General features: G+C 67.1%; 18 protein-coding genes. 13 read left to right on the top strand and 5 right to left on the bottom strand.

The window, feature by feature from the left end; translation table 11 throughout:
- Positions 1-622: 622 nt before the first annotated feature.
- The 5 genes from ITJ43_RS11075 to ITJ43_RS11055 all read left to right on the top strand — a co-directional run bounded on the left by ITJ43_RS11075 (position 623) and on the right by ITJ43_RS11055 (position 7,337).
- Positions 623-928, top strand: a complete 306-nt coding sequence (locus tag ITJ43_RS11075; protein WP_194583916.1) for a hypothetical protein — start codon at positions 623-625, stop codon at positions 926-928.
- A 104-nt stretch (positions 929-1,032) separates the two neighbouring features.
- Positions 1,033-3,288: a hypothetical protein gene (locus tag ITJ43_RS11070; protein WP_194583915.1), complete on the top strand. Its 2,256-nt coding sequence runs from the start codon at positions 1,033-1,035 to the stop codon at positions 3,286-3,288.
- A 183-nt stretch (positions 3,289-3,471) separates the two neighbouring features.
- Positions 3,472-5,598: a KAP family P-loop NTPase fold protein gene (locus tag ITJ43_RS11065; protein WP_194583914.1), complete on the top strand. Its 2,127-nt coding sequence runs from the start codon at positions 3,472-3,474 to the stop codon at positions 5,596-5,598.
- A 101-nt stretch (positions 5,599-5,699) separates the two neighbouring features.
- Positions 5,700-6,461, top strand: a complete 762-nt coding sequence (locus ITJ43_RS11060; protein WP_194583913.1) for a hypothetical protein — start codon at positions 5,700-5,702, stop codon at positions 6,459-6,461.
- Positions 6,462-6,836: 375 nt separating this feature from the next.
- Complete coding sequence (locus ITJ43_RS11055; RefSeq protein ID WP_194583912.1) at positions 6,837-7,337, top strand: hypothetical protein; 501 nt, start codon at positions 6,837-6,839, stop codon at positions 7,335-7,337.
- A 133-nt stretch (positions 7,338-7,470) separates the two neighbouring features.
- Here ITJ43_RS11055 and ITJ43_RS11050 read toward each other — a convergent pair whose 3' ends face one another.
- Positions 7,471-7,806 carry a TraR/DksA family transcriptional regulator gene (locus tag ITJ43_RS11050; protein ID WP_194583911.1) on the bottom strand — a complete coding sequence of 112 codons (336 nt, stop codon included), beginning with the start codon at positions 7,804-7,806 and terminating at the stop codon, positions 7,471-7,473.
- Positions 7,803-8,198 carry a VOC family protein gene (locus ITJ43_RS11045; RefSeq protein ID WP_194583910.1) on the bottom strand — a complete coding sequence of 132 codons (396 nt, stop codon included), beginning with the start codon at positions 8,196-8,198 and terminating at the stop codon, positions 7,803-7,805. Before ITJ43_RS11045 ends, ITJ43_RS11050 begins: the two co-directional genes overlap by 4 nt.
- Before the next feature lie 141 nt (positions 8,199-8,339).
- Between ITJ43_RS11045 and ITJ43_RS11040 the strand changes: the two genes are divergently transcribed.
- The 5 genes from ITJ43_RS11040 to ITJ43_RS11025 all read left to right on the top strand — a co-directional run bounded on the left by ITJ43_RS11040 (position 8,340) and on the right by ITJ43_RS11025 (position 13,014).
- Positions 8,340-8,627: a hypothetical protein gene (locus tag ITJ43_RS11040; protein WP_194583909.1), complete on the top strand. Its 288-nt coding sequence runs from the start codon at positions 8,340-8,342 to the stop codon at positions 8,625-8,627.
- 94 nt (positions 8,628-8,721) lie between these two features.
- Positions 8,722-11,058, top strand: a complete 2,337-nt coding sequence (gene purL, locus ITJ43_RS11035) for a phosphoribosylformylglycinamidine synthase subunit PurL (RefSeq protein ID WP_194583908.1) — start codon at positions 8,722-8,724, stop codon at positions 11,056-11,058.
- Positions 11,059-11,062: 4 nt separating this feature from the next.
- Complete coding sequence (locus tag ITJ43_RS15215) at positions 11,063-11,197, top strand: hypothetical protein (protein WP_267238047.1); 135 nt, start codon at positions 11,063-11,065, stop codon at positions 11,195-11,197.
- An 83-nt stretch (positions 11,198-11,280) separates the two neighbouring features.
- Positions 11,281-12,255, top strand: a complete 975-nt coding sequence (locus tag ITJ43_RS11030; protein WP_194583907.1) for a hypothetical protein — start codon at positions 11,281-11,283, stop codon at positions 12,253-12,255.
- Between the two features lie 9 nt (positions 12,256-12,264).
- Complete coding sequence (locus ITJ43_RS11025; protein WP_194583906.1) at positions 12,265-13,014, top strand: hypothetical protein; 750 nt, start codon at positions 12,265-12,267, stop codon at positions 13,012-13,014.
- Positions 13,015-13,024: 10 nt separating this feature from the next.
- On the opposite strand, the gene ITJ43_RS11020 is transcribed toward ITJ43_RS11025, so the two are convergent.
- Genes ITJ43_RS11020 through ITJ43_RS11010 form a run of 3 tightly spaced genes read right to left on the bottom strand, consistent with a single transcriptional unit; the run spans position 13,025 to position 16,079 of the window.
- A complete protein-coding gene (locus tag ITJ43_RS11020; RefSeq protein WP_194583905.1) occupies positions 13,025-13,903 on the bottom strand; it encodes a glycine betaine ABC transporter substrate-binding protein in 879 nt (292 codons plus the stop codon).
- Positions 13,900-14,793, bottom strand: coding sequence for an ABC transporter permease (locus ITJ43_RS11015; RefSeq protein WP_194583904.1), 894 nt, complete (start codon positions 14,791-14,793; stop codon positions 13,900-13,902). The genes ITJ43_RS11020 and ITJ43_RS11015 overlap by 4 nt, the downstream gene beginning before the upstream one ends.
- Positions 14,793-16,079, bottom strand: coding sequence for a quaternary amine ABC transporter ATP-binding protein (locus ITJ43_RS11010; protein ID WP_194583903.1), 1,287 nt, complete (start codon positions 16,077-16,079; stop codon positions 14,793-14,795). The genes ITJ43_RS11015 and ITJ43_RS11010 overlap by 1 nt, the downstream gene beginning before the upstream one ends.
- A gap of 351 nt (positions 16,080-16,430) precedes the next feature.
- Here ITJ43_RS11010 and ITJ43_RS11005 point away from each other — a divergent pair, with 351 nt between their 5' ends.
- The 3 genes from ITJ43_RS11005 to ITJ43_RS10995 are packed head-to-tail and all read left to right on the top strand — an operon-like array spanning position 16,431 to position 18,396.
- A complete protein-coding gene (locus ITJ43_RS11005; protein ID WP_194583902.1) occupies positions 16,431-16,814 on the top strand; it encodes a GntR family transcriptional regulator in 384 nt (127 codons plus the stop codon).
- Complete coding sequence (locus tag ITJ43_RS11000) at positions 16,811-17,713, top strand: ABC transporter ATP-binding protein (protein WP_194583901.1); 903 nt, start codon at positions 16,811-16,813, stop codon at positions 17,711-17,713. The genes ITJ43_RS11005 and ITJ43_RS11000 overlap by 4 nt, the downstream gene beginning before the upstream one ends.
- A complete protein-coding gene (locus ITJ43_RS10995; protein WP_194583900.1) occupies positions 17,710-18,396 on the top strand; it encodes a hypothetical protein in 687 nt (228 codons plus the stop codon). The genes ITJ43_RS11000 and ITJ43_RS10995 overlap by 4 nt, the downstream gene beginning before the upstream one ends.
- Positions 18,397-18,424: the final 28 nt, after the last annotated feature.

Here is an 18,424-nt window from a genome sequence, read left to right as displayed (position 1 = left end):
TCAGACGTTGCCCTACCTTTCGCCACTTAGACACACATCTTCCGCGGCGGCAAACTCGCCCAGCACACCGCCCCTGGGCGCACGCACCGCGGAGTTTCCGGTCGATTCGTCGCGCCGCTGCAGGCACATCCCGCCGCTGCGGGGAGGAAACACGCACCTCCGCCAGCACAGCAACTGTAGACAAGCCGGACGTAGCGGTGGAGGCCGAACGCGGATGACGCCGACGCAACTCAGGCCAGTAGCCACCAGGCATGACGCATGCACGGCAGAGGATTGCCCCGAGGAACGCCAACGGGCCCGGCGAGCATCACCAGCACGCCCTGCGCGGAGCGATTGAGCACAGACCCTTGCGGCGGAGGGCCAGAATGTGAGGGTGAGCTCGTCAGCGCGCCGGAGCAGCTGGGCAAAGCGCTGGGGGCTGCCAGCGGCATTAGTCGGGGCGCTGGTCGCCGTTGTCATCGGTTGGACGGGCATCGGTGACTGGCGTCCGTTCTGCGGACTGACCGGAACATGCATTAACCCTGGGACGCAAGCACCGTCGCCGCGCGAGCTCTCCCCGGGCAGTCCGGTCTCCGTCGTATGGTCTGGTGCGGGCGACGCCGTGGTGGCGAAATGGGACCCTGTGGATGACCCGACACTGGATCACTACGTGGTGAACATCGTCGCCCTCTACCCGCAGTCGTTCACCGTGGACGCGGGATACCGGGACGGGGAGCAATTGTTGACCTCACGGGAACTGAATCCCGCATCCGACTCGGTCCACCGTTTCGAGACCAATGGCGAGCCCCTCACCCTCACCGCCGACCAGACGTGGCAGGTGTGCGTGACCGGCTACCGGCCGATCCCAGAGGGCGAGTACATCGACGAGTACCAGATTCAGGGCAGCGAGCGGTGCTCTGAACCGTTCGCGATCCCTACGGCGCCGTGACGGTGTCGGTGGGGACATGGTTCAGTGACGTCATGAGTCGGATGAGGAAGCGTCGAGCGCACCCGAGGCCGCCGACCGCGGTCAGCGGGCGGGACACCTTGGAGATGCAGTTGGACCGGCTGGTCACGGAGGTAAACGACTCCGCCGACCCGATCGGCATGCTGAGCATGCGCATCGACAACGAGCTTGCTGAACTCACCAGCACACTGTCCTCCCACCGACCCGAACGTGTCGTCGAACTCGCCCGTGCCGCGTGCCTGCCGTGGGTGTTCGAGGGGATGGTGAAGCCCGACACCGACGGCGGCCCGACCAAGACGGAGCTACTCACACTGCTCGCGCTCACCGCATCAACTGGGCATGACCCCGGTTCCTCCCGGAGAGAGGTGATGAACGGCCTCTACCGCGAGGCGCACGATTGGGCGGAAGCGGCAGGGTCGGTTCTCCGCATGGCTCAGGCACTGCAAGCCCTCCAATCCCAGGATGACCCGCTCGCGAGGATTGCGGCATCCGTGCATCGACGGGAAGTGTGGATCCGCAACACCTCCTACCCGGACATGGTCAAACGCACCCACGATCTCCTCTTCGACAGCAAGGAAGTCACCGGCCTGCTCCGCGGGACCGTCGGCTTCGATGCGGAGGATGCCGCTCAAGTGCTCACCGCGCTCAGTCAGGCACAGTCGGCCGCGACCAACGACCGCTGGGTCGCGCTCGGGGAGACAGCGCACTCCCGCCCCCCGCTCCTGGCCGACGTGGGACTACTGGGGTTGACGTCGGAGGAGCGGGTTGCTTTCAACCGGTTCTGGCAGCCCACCGCTGACCTCGTCGCCTTCACCGTAGCCGAGGTCGACAAGCTCGCCGGATGCGGGGTCGATGTGACCGGCGCGGTCTTGAAGCACTTCAGCGTCATCCGGGACGACAGCACACCACGGCAGCTCCTCGACCGGTTCGTGGCCGGCGACAACCCGCTCCGCACTAACCCCATCCTGCGCACCACGGATGACCGGTTCATCCTCATCCACGACGGCCTGATCCGGCCCGCGATCCGGGAGAACCTGGAGCAGACCATGCGGGGCACAACCGTTTGGGAGACGTATCAGGCGCGCCGGGGCACCGTGTTGGAGGAAATCGGGAGAGCGGCCTTCGAGCGGCTCCTTCCCGGCACCGTCACGCACTTCGCGTTCGACTACTTCGTCCCCGGCACCGACGCCGAGGCGAACCTACCGCCCGCGAAATACACGAAGCGCGTCGAGGGAGACATGCTGTTCGTGCTGGACGATGTTGCCGTCATCGTCGAAGCGAAAGCCGTAGCCATCACCCCGGCCGCCCGAGCCGGCGACACCCGCGGCCTAAGACGCAACCTCACCGACCTCATCACCAAAGCCGCCGACCAGGCCAGCCGAATGCAGCAACGCCTCGCAGAAGACGGCGGCCTGCGACTCAAGGACGGCACCTGGCTCGACCTGTCGCATGTACGGGAAGTGCACACCGTCGCGCTTACCCTGGAAGACCTCACTCAGGTCGCCACCGCCACCACCGCCCTGGTGGAGGCCCGCCTCTTGGACGAGGACCGGGTGCCCTGGGTGGTGTCCATCCACGACCTGCAGCTGATCGCCGAGCTCATCGACAAACCCGCAGACTTCCTCCTCTACCTGCGCAGACGTCGCGATCCGGAGATGCCGACCTACTATCACGCCATCGACGAGCTCGACCTGTTCCTGTACTACCTCGACGCGGGGCTGTATGTCGCCCCCGACCCGATCGCGATGGCGGCTGAGCTCCCGTACGCGTCGGCAATCAACGAGGACGACTTGCGCCGCCGGGCGGAGCAGCAGACGGTCTTCGTCGGGGTCCGCACCGCCCCATTGGATGCCTGGCACCAGGCGCAGATCAACCCCACCGTTCCCCGCGCTGCGAAACCGCATCGCACCGCCCGCCCGATGGACAAGCTAGTCAGCGAACTGACCGTGCGGCGGGACTACGGCTGGCTAAGCATCGGGGCCACCCTCCTGGCTGGAGACACGGACACCCAGAAGGGGTGGGCTCGGGTGCCGCGAATGCTGCTGTCAAACCGGCGCAGAGACGGCAACGGCCGCAGCTACTTCTCCGACGCGGGCAACACGCGGGCCGACGCGTGGGCGCTAATCTGGGTCACCCGCCCACCTCGCAGGCTCCTAGAAGACATCGTCGACAAGGCGACCAGCTACCTGGAGGACAAGAAGTACCAGATCAAGGTGCCCCGCGGCGTAGTGTTCGTCTTCGACGAGCGCACCGCGCGACTTGCTCACGTCATCTACGACGGTGAGACACTGCCGCGGAGTCCCGAGATGGATGCGCGGGCCGGCCGACTCGACTCGTTCTGAGGGTCCCCTTGAGCTCGAGCGCGGCCGCCCGTTCTTCGCGTCGCTAATGTGACCGGGGGAACTGCCCCGCTCGCTCGTGGCGTCTGGCCGCTGGTACGGTGCTGACGGTTCCACGCAGTAACCGAACGTCAACTCGGGCACAGTCCACCCGTGAGGACTCCGCCTCGACCAAAGGAGCAGCCTGTGTCTGATGCCGCTCAAGCTTCGGCCCACTCGCCCGCCTGGTCGGACGAAGCGATCAACAGCACGGGCGACGACAAGTTCGAGCGCGCGCCGTTTGCGAAGATGATCGCGCGCCGCATCGATCAAGTTGCGCCTCGACAAGCCAGCACTGTCTTCGGAGTCGTGGGCGAATGGGGATCTGGGAAGACCTCCGTGCTGAACATGATCCGCGAGTCAGTCCCGGACGACTGGAAGGTTGTCCCCTTCTCTCCTTGGGCAGTTTCCTCGGCGGACGGCCTCAGTAGACAGTTCCTTGCGGCATTGCGCACGGCCTTCGATGAACTACCCACGAGCGAGCAGGTCAAAAGGGCGAAGTCGGTGGCCTCAAGATACGCGCGAGTGGCGACGCCCTGGCTCAAGTTCATCCCCGTGGTCGGAGACGCACTTTCTACTACGGTCGATCAGCTGCTGGAGGCGACCGCAGAGTCGATCCCCTCGTGGGATTCCACCTTCGCCACACTTTCTGACGCGATGGGGGACCTCGGCCACCGAGTTCTGATCGTCGCCGACGATGTCGACCGACTCGACCCCGATGAGTTGCTTGAGCTATTGAAAGTAGTTCGCCTTTTGGGTCGCTTCCCGAATGTGCACTATCTACTGGCCTACGACCAGGAGAGTGTTGAAGCTTTGCTCAGCGAGCGAGGTTTCAGCACCCGCGCTGGCTCTTTCATGGAGAAGATCGTTCAGTACCCATACGAGCTGCCTGCGATCTCGGACGTCGCGAAGCGCCGTCTTCTCTCGGAATCACTGACCGACATGTTCGGAGCAGTGAGCGTCTCAACCTCAGGTGAAGGTGCTTCACGCGCCTCGGAATTGATCGGCATCTTGGGCCCATCGCTAGATACTCCGAGGTCCCACGCGCGCTACCGCGAACAGCTGCTGAGTGTCGTGACGCTTGTCGACGTGGCCGAGGTCGACCTGCTAGATCTGGCCGCCATCACCTACGTCCGCGTCTTCGCCCACGAACTCTACGCAACCCTCCCAGATTGGCACCACCGGCTCAGGACCGGGAAGTGGCAGCGCAAGCTTCTAGACGATGACGACGTTAGCGAAGAGGAATGGCGCGAGTGGGTCCGCGCGCGCGTCGCACCGCGTCATCTCGAAGACGTCCTCCGAGTACTAAGCTTCCTCTTCTCTCCCGTCAGCATTGGCGGGCTGAGCTTCCACGAGCAGCACGGTCAAGGATTCTCCGACGAGAAGTACGTCCAGCGCTACCTTGTACTGGGTCTCCCGGCAGACGACGTGTCCGACTCCCTGGTGTCCGCCGGGGTTGACGCGCTGACCCAGGGTCATGCGAGTTCCGATGCGGTGCGATCCCTGACATCGGTTCTTGACGGATCCGACGATCAGAGATCAGCGCTTGCGGGGGAGAAAGCCCTATTGGCACGACCGGTCGGTTCTGATCCGTCAGTTCCGCTGACGCGCTACGTCTGGGATCGCACGTCGGGCAAGCCGGACACCTTCTCGTTCATGTCCGCTGGCGCGGTTCTGGGTCGCTGGTTTGTCCGTGAGGCGACCGCTGTCCTCAGAACTGGCGACCTGACCGTCGCCGAGCTCCGCGGATGGATGGGAGACGATGCAGTGATTGGACTAACGCAGCGAATCCTCCAGAACCCAAACCTTGATGGCGACGCCAAGCGGGCGATCGGTGAGGAAGTAGTGGGGCAACTCAACGACTCCGTCCTCGAACGTGTGGACGAGACGCTTCTGAGCGCCGGGCGTCTCAGCCGCTTCCTAAGGCTCCGCGCGCGTGTACGCGGGGCGGACTCGATTCGGGGAGTTCTAGACGAAACGATCGATGCGGCGAGCGATCAAACATTCTTGCTCCTCGCGACAGAATTTGTCGAGGTCTGGACTGTTGTTCCGTCCGGCGAAGTGGATCAGATTGAGTTCGACCTTGAAACGTGGAGGCAAGTCGCCTCCGACGAGCAAACCAGGTCGGCTTTAGAGCGGCTCGCCGAGCCCATGGAAGGCTACACCGCAACGACCACGGACCCAACGCTCGAAAACCTCCAGGCAGTCGCCTTGGGAGCGCTTCTCGCGGCCTTTCCGCAACCGTCGGCGGGAGCGGAGGATGGCGGAGCGTAAGGACGCTCGCATATTCGCACGATGCGCGCATCACGGTGCGCGTAAAGTCCGAGCGCGCGTCCCCTAACGACCGGCATTCCGAGCATCGTTAGAGTGACGGCATGGGGAATGAGCCGCAGAATGCGAAGCCGATCATGAAGAAGATGCTGGTTGAAATGCCAGCAGGCGCCGAGCTCACTCCCTCCAAGAAGGTTCCGGGAGCGTCCAGCCCGTTGGTGCATGGTCCCGACGGCGTCTCGAGTCAGGTTGTCTTGCACGAGATCCCGAGCAAGATGACGAAGTTCATGAAGAGCGGGTACGCCGATTTCCTCCTCGACCTCGCCGTCGCAGCGGCAATTGCAGGCGGTGAAGCCGCCATCAAGCACGGTGTCCCCAAGTTCAAGCAGTACTTAGCCGAACGTCGAGCAACGGCCACTGCAGAAGCCCCGGCCCGAGAGAGTACTTCCAGTACCGTCGCTTTCGCCGAGCCTGGAGTTGTTGAGACCAGCAACCCGGGGGACGACATCGTCGAGACCGATCCCTCATTGTCCAGCGACCAGTGGTTCCAACTCTTCTTCGACGCCGTCGCGCACGGAGTCGCCGGTAAGCGTCACGAGGAGATCAGCGCCGAGAAGTGGCGCGAGTTGGCCAGCGCTCGGATCGCCGATGATCCCGCTACCCAAGAACTCGCCCGAGCGATGAGAGAGCTCTTGCCGGAGGAGGTCAGCGTAGGAGTCGACCGTGTTCTCAAGGAGCATCCAGAACTGCGCAACGAGGACCCCATCGTCCTACTGCAGCGCCTGTTCGACGACGACGCAAGACCAACCAAGCAGCAGTCGCTGGAACCTGACGCGGATGAAGAGGACGATCCTTCCGAATCGTGATGCGCGGGTGCTCTGGTGCGCGACAAGAGCCCTGCGCCCGAAGTGCAGCCGCCGTCGCCAGGAAAGTGTCACGACAAAGTCGACCCGGATCACCCGAAACCTCGCCAACTACGCGACATCCAGTGTCATCTCACCGCGTTCCCGACACGTCCAGACAGCAGCAGCCATTGCCTTCTCCGCATTGATTATGAGTTTCCGGGCACCCATTGAGCTTCTTGTACGTCTGTGGATCACTGTCTTGTGAGACATCGTTCTGGCGGTGCTCAGAGCACCCAGGACCCTACGGCGGATACATCGCCGACGGAGCCAAGACAACTGACGCCACGTGCGCAGCTCCTGGCGACAACTCTTGCTACTACTGAACGGGACACAGGAATGAACGAGCGACCAATCCGACGTGATTCGCCCCCATTCGCGGAGCTGCCGGCCTCGATCGAGGGAAGTCCGGAGCTCTTGGCGACCTTCCACACCGGCGCCTTCTCGCTATCTGGGTTCGTCGGATCGCCCCTCGGCGTCACCGCCACGCTCAGAACAGTGTTCACGGTTCCGGTCGGCTCAACAGTTGAGTACGCCTTCGCCGCTCATAACCGACCAGCCGCAGGGATCGACGTGTGGGCGCGCCCCGCGGACGAACAGGACGACGAGGACTCAAGGATCTACGCCAGCCTCATCCGCGGCGGCGGCGGAACAACCGGACCGACACACTCCTCGCTGTTCACACTCTGGTTTCCCGTCGAGCCGGCGAGCCTCGCCAGCGACCTCACCATCGAGATCTCCGGCATACCCGGGATTGAGCGAAATCACACTCTGACGATCTCTCGAGAGGCTCTCAGAAGCGCGTCCGAGCGCGCGGACATGCGATTCTCGCGACTCTGACGGGCGCCACTGTGCAGTACCGAAGACGTACGCGGACCGTGCGATTCCGAGCAAGGGTGCCGACACGCCGCGCCGCCTCATCCTGCCGACTATGGTGCGATCGCTGGAAGGCGTAGGGCCCCGGGCGTCCCACTCAGGCGGCGCAAGCGATGCAGGTCGTGGCCATCGGCCGGGCGTCGAGCCGGCCCGCGGCGATCAGGCGGCCACAGACGATGCAGACGCCGTAGGTTCCGGCATCCACGCGCGCGAGCGCGGCATCGACCTCCGCGCGCTCATCGCGCACCGAACGGCGCAGCGCATCGATGCGCTGCCACTCGCCCGACAGGGTCGAGCCCTCCGGGTCGTGCTCGTCGTCCGCCGTCGCATCGGAGCGGTCGGAGCGCACCGCCGCCTCGTCCGCGTCGAGCCGCGCGAGCAACTCGTCGAGCTCCGCCGCGCGAGCGCGAAGCCGGGCGACCGGGTCGGTCATCCCTGATAGCCGATGAGCCAGGTCACCCCGAACCGGTCGCGCACCTGCCCGTCGTGATCGCCCCACGGCCGCAGTGCGAGCGCGTCGAGCACCTCGCCGCCCTCGGCGAGCGCCGCGAACCACTGCTCGAGCGTCGTCGACTCAGCGGTCCCCAGGAGGGAGAACAGGATGCCGCGCAGTTCCAGCGTGGGCTCACCGGGCCCGGCATCCGAGGCGAACAGCTCGACCGGGCCTTGCAGCATGCCGTGGGCGATGAGGTCGACAGCTCCGTCGTCGCGAGCGAAATCGCCGTAGGTCGCGAGCACGAGTTCACCACCGAAGACGCCGCGGTAGAACTCGAGCGCCTCACGAGCGGTGCCGTCGAACGAGAGGTAGGGGGTGAGTCCGGTCATGCCGCGAGGATACGTCGCGGCGCCGACGGGCACGACCCCTCCTGTCAACCCCCGTGCGCGACGAAGCGACGCGGCGAAGACTCGGGATCGCACGGCATCCACGTCCGGACGGCCGTGCGGACACAATACGAGGAGGACGACATGACCGATCCCCAGACCGTCGAAACGGCCGAGACCCCGAACGACACCACCGGCGTCGGCACCGAAGACGCTCCCAAGACGGTGGAGCCGGATACCGACCAGCTCACCGAGCCCAGCACGGAGAAGGACCCCGGCGAAGAGCCGCTCGCACCCCATCCCGACGAGCCGTTGGCACCGTCGCCGGACGAGCCGCTCACGCCGAATCCGGCGGAGCCGACGCTTCCGCAGGGCGGCGAGCCCAGCCACCATGCCGTCGGTGTCGGCGTGATCGACACCGACGAGGCCTGACGGCCTCGCCCACCGCCGTCACCCGCGCCGCCGCCAACGCCCGCCCGACTAGACTGAGGCCGTCCCCGGCACCCGAGTCTTGGAGTCCCGCCGCGTGAGCACCCCCGCATCCGACAGCAAGGTCGCAGACACTGTCGAGAACGCCGTCCAGACGCCGGAGAAGGAGCAGCCGTACGCGGCGCTCGGCCTCAAGAGCGACGAGTACGACCAGATCAAGCAGATCCTCGGTCGCCGCCCCACCAGCGGTGAACTGGCGATGTACTCGGTCATGTGGAGCGAGCACTGCTCCTACAAGTCGTCGAAGATCTACCTGCGCCGTTTCGGGCAGAAGGTCTCCGACGAGATGAAAGAGCGCTTGATGGTCGGCATGGGCCAAAACGCCGGCGTCGTCGACGTCGGCGAGGGCTGGGCCGTGACCTTCAAGGTCGAGAGTCACAACCACCCGAGCTACATCGAGCCGTTCCAGGGCGCCGCGACCGGCGTCGGCGGCATCGTCCGCGACATCATCTCGATGGGCGCCCGACCCGTCGCCGTCATGGACCAGCTGCGCTTCGGTGCGATCGACCACCCCGACACGGCGCGCGTCGTTCATGGAGTCGTCAGCGGCATCAGTTTCTACGCCAACTGCCTGGGCCTGCCGAACATCGGCGGCGAGACGGTGTTCGACTCCGTATACCAGGGCAACCCGCTGGTCAACGCCCTCGCAGTGGGCGTCATGCGCCACGAAGACATCAAGCTCGCCAACGCCACCGGCGCGGGCAACAAGGTCGTGCTCTTCGGTGCGCGCACGGGCGGCGATGGCATCGGCGGCGCGTCGATCCTGGCATCCGACACCTTCGCCGACGGCGGCCCCACCAAGCGCCCCGCCGTCCAGGTAGGCGACCCGTTCGCCGAGAAGGTGCTCATCGAGTGCTGCCTCGAGCTCTACCGCGACGAGCTCGTCGAGGCCATTCAGGACCTCGGTGCCGCGGGTATCTCCTGCGCCACGAGCGAGCTGGCCGCAAACGGCGGTTCGGGCATGCGCGTCGACCTCGAGAACGTGCTGCTGCGCGACCCCACGCTCACGCCGGAGGAGATCCTCATGAGCGAGAGCCAAGAGCGCATGATGGCGATCGTCGCGCCCGAGAAGCTCGACGCGTTCCTCGCCGTCACCGGCAAGTGGGATGTCGAGACCAGCGTGCTCGGCGAGGTGACCGGCGACGGTCGCCTGCAGATCTTCTGGCACGGCGAGCAGATCGTCGACGTCGACCCGTCGACCGTCGCCGTCGACGGTCCCGTCTACGAGCGTCCCGTCGCCTACCCGACCTGGATCGATGCCCTCCGCGACGACTCGGCGTCGGCCCTGCCGCGCACCGACGACGCCGCCACCCTGAAGGCACAGTTCCTCGATCTGCTCGGCAGCCCGAACCTGGCCGACACCAGCTGGGTGACCAACCAGTACGACTACTACGTGATGGGCAACACCGCCCTGAGCTTCCCCGACGACGCCGGCATGATCCGCGTCGACGAGGAGTCGGGCCTGGGCTTCGCCATCGCCACCGATTGCAACGGCCGCTTCTGCCAGCTCGATCCGTATGCGGGCGCCCAGCTGGCACTCGCCGAGGCGTACCGCAACGTCGCCGTCACCGGTGCGGTGCCCACCGCCGTCACCGACTGCCTCAACTTCGGCAGCCCGGAGAACCCCGAGGTCATGTGGCAGTTCGGCCAGGCGGTCGACGGTCTCGCCGACGCGTGCCTCGAACTCGGCGTGCCCGTCACGGGCGGCAACGTCAGCTTCTACAACCAGACCGGCGACACCCCGATCTTCCCGACACCTGTGGTCGGCGTGCTCGGCATCATCGACGACGTCGCCCGCCGCATTCCGAGCGGCTGGCAGGATGCCGGCGAGAACATCTACCTCCTCGGCGTCACGGCCACCGAGCTGAGCGGTTCGGCGTGGGCCGAGACCGTTCACGGCCACCTGGGCGGACGACCGCCGGCGGTCGACCTCGCCCAGGAGAAGCGCCTCGCGGGCCTGATCCATGCGGCGTCCCAGCAGGAGCTCGTCTCGAGCGCTCACGATCTCTCGTCGGGCGGCCTGGCGCAGGCTCTCGCCGAAGCCGTCGTACGTTTCGGTGTCGGCGCACGGGTGTGGCTGCGCGAGATCATGGAGCGCGACGGCGTGGATGCCGCGACCGCCCTGTTCAGCGAGTCGACCGGCCGCGTGATCGTCTCGGTACCCCGCGAGGAGGACGTCAAGTTCCGCGGGCTCTGCGAGGGCCGGGGCTACCCGGTGCTCCGCATCGGTGTAACCGATCTGGCCGCCGATGGCGAAGAGCCGACGCTCGAGGTGCAGGACGTGTTCACGGTGTCGGTGTCGGAACTGCGCGCGCGGTCGCAGGCGACGCTGCCGGCGGTCTTCGGGCCGACCGTGACCGAGCCCGTAGGCTGAACGCATGGGCGACGACGACGAGTACACCGGCATGAACGAGGCGCGCACGCGCCGCACCCGCATCACCGCCTGGGTCACGATCATCGCCCTCATCCTCGTCGGCGGCGGCGCCACGGTGCTCGCTCTGCTCTTCGGCTGACCGCGCGACTCGAACTCCGCACGTGGATGCCGCGGCATCCGCTGGCTGCGAGCGCTCCCAGACAGCGTCGTTAGGCTGAAGGCGTGGATCCGCTCTGGGCGTCGGTCGCCGAGTTCTGGTGGATCGGACCGACCGCGCTCGGCACCGGCACCCTCGGCTGGCTGGGGCTGCGCCGCGGCCGCCGCGAACGCCGACGGCGCATCGAGCTCGATGCTGCTCGCCTCGAGCTGCGGTCGGCGCGGCGCGAACAGGCGTTGACGCGAGCGCGGGTGCGCGTCGCGCGCGCGGAACTGACCCGCCTGCAGGCCGAACGCACGGCCGGTCGGGGCACCGGCCTCGACCTCGCCGGCGCGAGACGTGAGCTCGATATCGCCACCGCCGAGGCGCGTGTCGCGTCGGCCACCGCGCGCGCACGACGAGCGCACGTGTCGGCCGCCCGGGCGGCGCTGCCGTCGACGGCGGACGCCGCGGCTCTTCCCGTTGCCCGCCTCCTCGCGGCCCACGACGCGTTGACCGCGCGGTGGATGGCGTACGAGACCGATCCGGCCCGCCTCATCGCCTTTCCCGCGATGACGGACGCTCGCCAACCGCTGACGGCGGCATTCCTCGCGGCCGAGCGGACGGCGCGCGAGCGACGTCCCGCATCGGCGCAGGCACGGGTCGAGCCGCAGCGATTCGCCGCCTACCGCGATGCGGTCGCGGCCGCAGGCGCCGCCTTCGAGACAGCGGAGGCCGAGGCGTGGCGTCAGGCGCGTGCCGCCGGAGATGCGCCGCCGAAGCCTCGCCCGGGTGATCCCGATGCCCGTACCGCCGGGTCGCCCGCCTTCGAGCAGTGGACGCTGCTCGCACAGGATGTCGCCCAGACTGTGATCGCGAAGGGGTCGGAGGCGCTGGTGCAGGCGATTTCGCTGCGGCCCCGACCTGCGACCCGGCCTGCGACGCGGCCCCGCGACGGGGCGCCCGCCGACGCGACGGACGACGGCACCGCAACACACGACGATCCGCCGCGCGGCGGCCCGGGTCGGGTGTGGCCGGTTCCGCGGCGTCCCCGCGCGTAGGGTGAGTCCGTGGATCACTTCTGGACCTTCGCCGGCAGCTATTGGTGGCTGGTGTTTCCCCTCCTCGGCGTCGCGGGCGGGGCCATGCGCCGGTGGGATGTGCTCGCCCAGCGGCGGCACGCGCGCCGCCTCGAAGTGATGAAGGCGAAGGCCGAGCTGAAGACCGTCACAGCCTCCACTCGCGTCAGCGGCACCGGCGAACCCCAGGCGATCACCAAGCCGTCGCCGCTGCCCGACCAGCTTCAGTCGTTGTTCGAGGCGCACGACGCCGTGACCGCCCGTTGGCTGGAGTACGAACTCGACGTGGCGCGCATGATCGCCTTCCCGACGATGAGCGATGGTCGCCAGCCGATGACAGCGGCGTTCCTCCGTGCGAAGAAGGTGGCCGATCGCCTCCGGCCGACGTCTGCCGATGCGCGGGTGAGCACCGATCAGGTGTCGGAGTACCGCACCGCGGTCACCGACTACGAAGTGGCCTTCGACCTCGCGGAGCGCGATGCGCGACGCGTGCGCGACTCGCAGTTCACCGATACCGAGCGCAAACGCCTCGCCACGGCGCAACAGTTGCTGAGCGTTGCGCTCGATCAGTCAGCGACCCCGGCCGAGCGCCAGCTCGCCTACCGCCGGGTGCGCGAAGAAGTCGACGGTTTGCTCGCGCTGTCGGACGAGGCGGTCGAGATCCTCGAGAACAAAGTGGCCCTGCAGATCGAGAGCTCTCACGACGGACGAGGCCCGGCCGCCGTCGAGCCCCGTCCGTAAGCGGCGGGCATCAGGCCGTGAGGCTGTCGACCCACTCCTGGTTGTCGGCGATCCACTGCTTCACGACGGGTGAATAGTCGTCGCCGTCGTAGGAGTTGAACATGGCATCCTCGAGCGAGGCGAGCTTGTCGCTCGGCATCGAGAAGTTCGAGATCCAGTCGTGCACCTCGGGGTGGTCCTTCGCGAACGACGTGGATGCCACCGAGTGCACGCTCTCCGCCGCACCGAGCAACCCCTTCGGGTCGGCGAGGTCCTTCAGGGGGAAGGCGTTGTACGCCCAGTGCGGACGCCACAGCGTCACGGCGATGTTCTGACCGGCATCCGTCGCCTTCTTCAACTCAGCGAGCATCGCCGGAGTCGACGACTCGACGAGCGTCAACGAACCGAGGCCGTACCCCGGCACCACGTCATCGGCAGTGACGCGCATCAGCCCCGAGCCCGGCTCGATGCCGACGATCCGTCCGCCGAACTGGTCGGCAGCGCCCGCGAGCTGATCGAGGGAGTCGATCGGTGCATCGGCGTTCACCGCGATCGTGAGGCGCGCATCGTCGTTCCACGCGCCGAGGTCTTCGACCTTGCTGCCGTAGCGCTGGAGGTAATCGGCGTGAGTCGTGGGCAACCAGGTGTCGAGCACGACGTCGAAGTTGCCGCGCGACAGACCCTCATACACCGGGGCGACATCGGCGTACGTGAGCTTGACCTTGTAGCCCTTGTCCTCGAGGATCGACTGCCACAGGTACGACGCGGCGATGCCCTCGTCCCACCCGTTGAAGACGGCGATGTCGATCGACTTCGCGCCTGCTCCCGCGCCGCCGGCGCACCCGCTGAGGGTGAGCGCAGCGGCCGCGGTCAGCGCGATGCCGGTGAGGATCTTGCTGCGTGTCTTCATGCTGACGTCCTTTCCCGCGGTGCGCTGTCGGCGGACCGGGTGATGCGAGCGAAGCGGCGCGGGCTGCGTGGGCGCCCCAGCGCCGAGGTGAGTCGGTCGAGGATCATCGCGATCATCACGACCGACAGGCCGGCTTCGAAGCCCAGCCCTACGTTGATGCGGCCGATCGCGCGCACAATCTCGCCGCCGAGGCCGCCGGCGCCCACCATGCCCGCGATGACCACCATCGACAGGCTCAGCATGATCACCTGATTGACACCGGCCATGATCGACGGCAGCGCCAGAGGGATCTGGATCTGACGCAGCACGCGCGCCGGCGATGCCCCGAAGGCGTAGCCGGCCTCGACGACCTCGCTGTCGACTCCGCGGATGCCGAGCTCGGTCAGGCGCACGCCGGGTGCGATGGCGAAGAGGATCGTCGCGATCATGCCGGGCACGGCGCCCACGCCGAAGAAGATGATCGCGGGGATCAGGTAGACGAACGCGGGCATGGTCTGCAGCAGGTCGAGCACCGGGCGCACGATCCGCGAGACGGTGTCGTTTCGGGCGGCCCAGATGCCGGCGGGAATCGCGATCACGATGGCGACGAGTCCCGCGACGATCACGAGGGCCAGCGTGTCCATCGCGTGGTCCCACTGGTTGACGCCGACGATCACGAGAAGCCCCAGCGCGGTGCCGAGCGCCAGGCGCCACCCGCTGACGGCGAAGGCGAGAGCGGCCAGCACCAGGATGAGCAGCCAGAACGGCGGCGCCATGAGCACGGCATCCACCGTGTCGTAGATCGCTTTCAGAACGAACGCGACGGCGTCGAAGAATCCGCCGAGGACGTGGCCGAGCATGTCGACGACCGCCTCTGCCCACTTTCCGACGGGAATGCGGAAGCCATCCATCAGCGCGCTCCTTCCGTCGCGGCGTCGACGAGGGGGGTGAACTCCGCGACCATCTCCAGCGGGGTCTGCACGATCGGCGTCTCGCGGGTCGTCGCCGGTACGTTGCCGAGCGCCGCCAGCAGGGTGATGCGCGGGATGACGCCGCGGAGGCGCCGTTCGTCGTCGATCACGGCGAGGGGCACCGTGGCCTCGACCGCGGTCTCCACGATGTCGACCAGCAGGTCGTCCGGACCGACGGTGGGCACGTGCGGATCGACGATGCGACGCAGGTCGGTCTCGCCCGCCTTCACCGCACGGATGACCGCGCGGTCGGTGACGACGCCCACGAGGCGCCGGTTCTCGATCGCGAAGACGGCCCCGGCCTGATGCTCGCGCATCGTGCGCAGGGCTCCACGCACGCCGGCCGTGATCGGGGTCGACAGCGACGGCGGCTCCATGACCGCCGAAGCGGTGAGCACGCGGGCCCGGTCGACGTCGTGCACGAACTGGGCCACGTAATCGTTGGCGGGATCGGTGAGGATCTCTTCCGGGGTGCCGTTCTGCACGATGCGTCCGTCGCGCATGACGGCGATGCGGTCGCCGAGGAACATCGCCTCGTTGAGGTCGTGCGTGATGAACACGATGGTGCGCCCGAGCTCACGCTGCAACTCGACGAGCTGTTCCTGCATCTCCCGCCGGATCAGCGGATCCAGCGCGGAGAACGCCTCGTCCATGAGCAGGATGTCGGTGCCCGCCGTGAGTGCACGCGCGATGCCGACGCGCTGGCGCATTCCGCCGGAGAGATGGTCGGGCAGGGCATCGGCGCGGTCGCCCAGCCCCACCCGGTCGAGGATGTCGCGGGCGCGCTCGCGGCGTTCGGCCTTGCCGACGCCCTGGATCTCGAGGGCGTAGGCGGCGTTGTCGAGCACGCTCAGGTGCGGCAGCAGGGCGAAGTGCTGGAACACCATCGAGACCGACTCGCGGCGGATGGTGCGCAGCTGCGCCGGCGACGCGGTGGTGACATTGCGGCCTGCGATCGTCACGTCACCGGCCGTCGGCGCGACCAGGCCGTTGAGCATCCGGATGATCGTGGACTTGCCCGACCCGGACAGGCCCATGATCACGAAGATCTCACCGCGGTTCACCGTGAAGCTCGCGTCGACGACGGCGGCCGTCCCGGCATCCGCCACCTCGGCGCGGGACTGGCCGGAGCGCAGGCGCGCGACGGCATTCTTCGGATCGCGTCCGAAGACCTTGTACAGGTGCCGCGCCTCCAGCAGGGGCGCAGCGGAATCAGCAGTAGTCACGGAACACCTCGGCAGCCCGGTGCACAGGCTGCATCGGTCACGCCCGGGTGACGGCCGCTCGCGTTCCTCCTGAACGCTCGGCGCAGGACATCGGATCCGCGCAAAGGCCGCCGACCGTACGCCCGCCGGTGCCAAGGGGCACGACAGCGGTCGCGGACTGGTCTGGGTCAGCCCCGCAACGGGGCCGTCTTCCACCGTTTCATCTGGTCCGCAGCGGGCGCAAATTGGACGATCCGCCCTCGTCTCGCTATCGCGCGCACGCGTGGCCGTCCCGCACCCCTTGACAAGATCTGCTGTTCTATGGTTACTTACTCAAGTAACGAACCAAGACACCGGATGCCGGGAGGGCACGTGATCGATGAAGGGCGAGCACTCTTCGTGCAGATCGCCGAGAGCGTCGAGGACTCCATCGTCGATGGCAGCCTCGCCGAAGACTCGCGCGCTCCATCGACCAACGAACTCGCGGCGTTCTACCGCATCAATCCGGCCACGGCCGCGAAAGGAGTGAACATGCTCGTCGACAAAGGTGTGCTCGTCAAGCGCCGCGGCATCGGCATGTTCGTCGCGGTCGGCGCACGGGAACAACTCCGCACCGAGCGACGCGCCGCTTTCGCGACCCGCTTCATCCAGCCCCTGCTGGCAGAAGCACGCACCCTCGGACTCAGCCCGGATGACCTCGCCGCACTCGTACGCGAACAGGCGTCCACCTCGACCCCGGAAGGAGACGCACGATGACCGTCGTCGAAGTGACCGACCTCGTCAAGCGCTACAAGGACGCCGCCGCACTCGACGGCGTATCGCTCACCCTGCAGGAGAACGTCATCTACGGCCTGCTCGGCCGCAACGGCGCGGGCAAGACCACGTTGATGTCGATCCTCACCGCACAGAACTTCCCCACCTCGGGCAGCGTGCGGGTATTCGGTGAGAACCCGTACGAGAACTCACGGGTGCTCGGCCGCATCTGCTTCGTGCGGGAGAGCCAGCGCTACCCCGACGATGCCCGCCCATCGCACGCCTTCCGCATGGCGGCCATGTTCTTCCCGAACTGGGATCAGGAGCTCGCCGATCGCCTGATCGCCGACTTCCGCCTGCCGATGAAGACACGGATCAAAAAGCTCTCGCGGGGGCAGCTGTCTGCCGTCGGCGTGATCATCGGGCTCGCCTCCCGCGCCGAACTCACGTTCTTCGATGAGCCCTACCTCGGCCTGGATGCCGTGGCACGCCAGATCTTCTACGACCGCCTGCTGGCCGACTACACGGAGCATCCGCGCACGGTCGTGCTGTCCAGCCACCTCATCGACGAGGTCTCCGACCTGATCGAGCGGGTCATCGTCATCGATCAGGGGCGCATCCTCCTCGACGACGAGACCGATGCGGTGCGCGGGCGCGCCTCCACCATCGTCGGCGACGTCGACGCGGTGGCGGCATTCACCGCGGGCCGTGACGTCATCCATCGCGAGAGCCTCGGGCGCGTGGCGAGCGTCACGGTGCTCGGCGAGCTCGATGCCGATGACCGCGCGCACCTCGCGGCATCCGGGCTCGAGGTCGGCTCCGTGTCTCTCCAGCAGCTGATCGTGCGTCTGACACAGCACGAGTCCGAGTCCGAGTCCGTCACCGAAGGAGCACGTCGATGAACCGTATCCTCAAGGTCGCCCGCATGCAGTTCGTCAACAAGTACACGTTCGTATGGATGCCGCTGATCATCCTCGTCGCCGCGTTCGTGCTGTCGGTGATCATCTTCGCGATGGTCCCGTTCGGCGGCGCGAAATACGGCGGGGGAAGCCAAGCGCCGATCTGGTATTTCTTCGGCCTCGGCATCATGTCGCTCAGCTACACCTTCCCGTTCTCCCAAGCACTGAGCATCACGCGCCGGGAGTTCTTCTTCGGCACGATGCTCGCCGCGCTTCTCACGGCGTCGATCCTGGGCGTCTCGTTCGCGGTCGGCGGCACGATCGAGCGGGCGACCGGGGGCTGGGGCGTCAACGGGTACTTCTTCTCGCTCGATTGGGTGTGGACGGCCGGCCCGGTCGGCGCAGGAGTGTTCTTCGCCGTCGTCGCGATGCTGCTGTTCGTGATCGGGTTCTGGGGTGCGACGATCTACCGCCGGTTCGCCGCGATCGGCCTGACCATCGCACTCGCACTGTTCGGACTCGCGCTCGTGGGCGGGATCTGGGCCATCGGACGGCTCGACGCCTGGGCCACCGTCGGAGAGTGGCTCGCCGGACTCGGCGCGATGGGGCTGACGGCCGTGCTGGCCCTTGCCGCCCTCGGACTGGGAGCGGCGTCGTTCCTCACGCTGCGGCGCGCGATCCCCTGAGCGGGCATCCACCGCCTCCTGCCGCTGC

The sequence above is a fragment of the Microbacterium sp. VKM Ac-2870 genome (assembly GCF_015350795.1).
Lineage (GTDB): Bacteria > Actinomycetota > Actinomycetes > Actinomycetales > Microbacteriaceae > Microbacterium.
The sequence above is the reverse complement of the archived record's forward strand: the minus strand, read 5'-3'. Positions and strand labels throughout refer to the sequence as shown.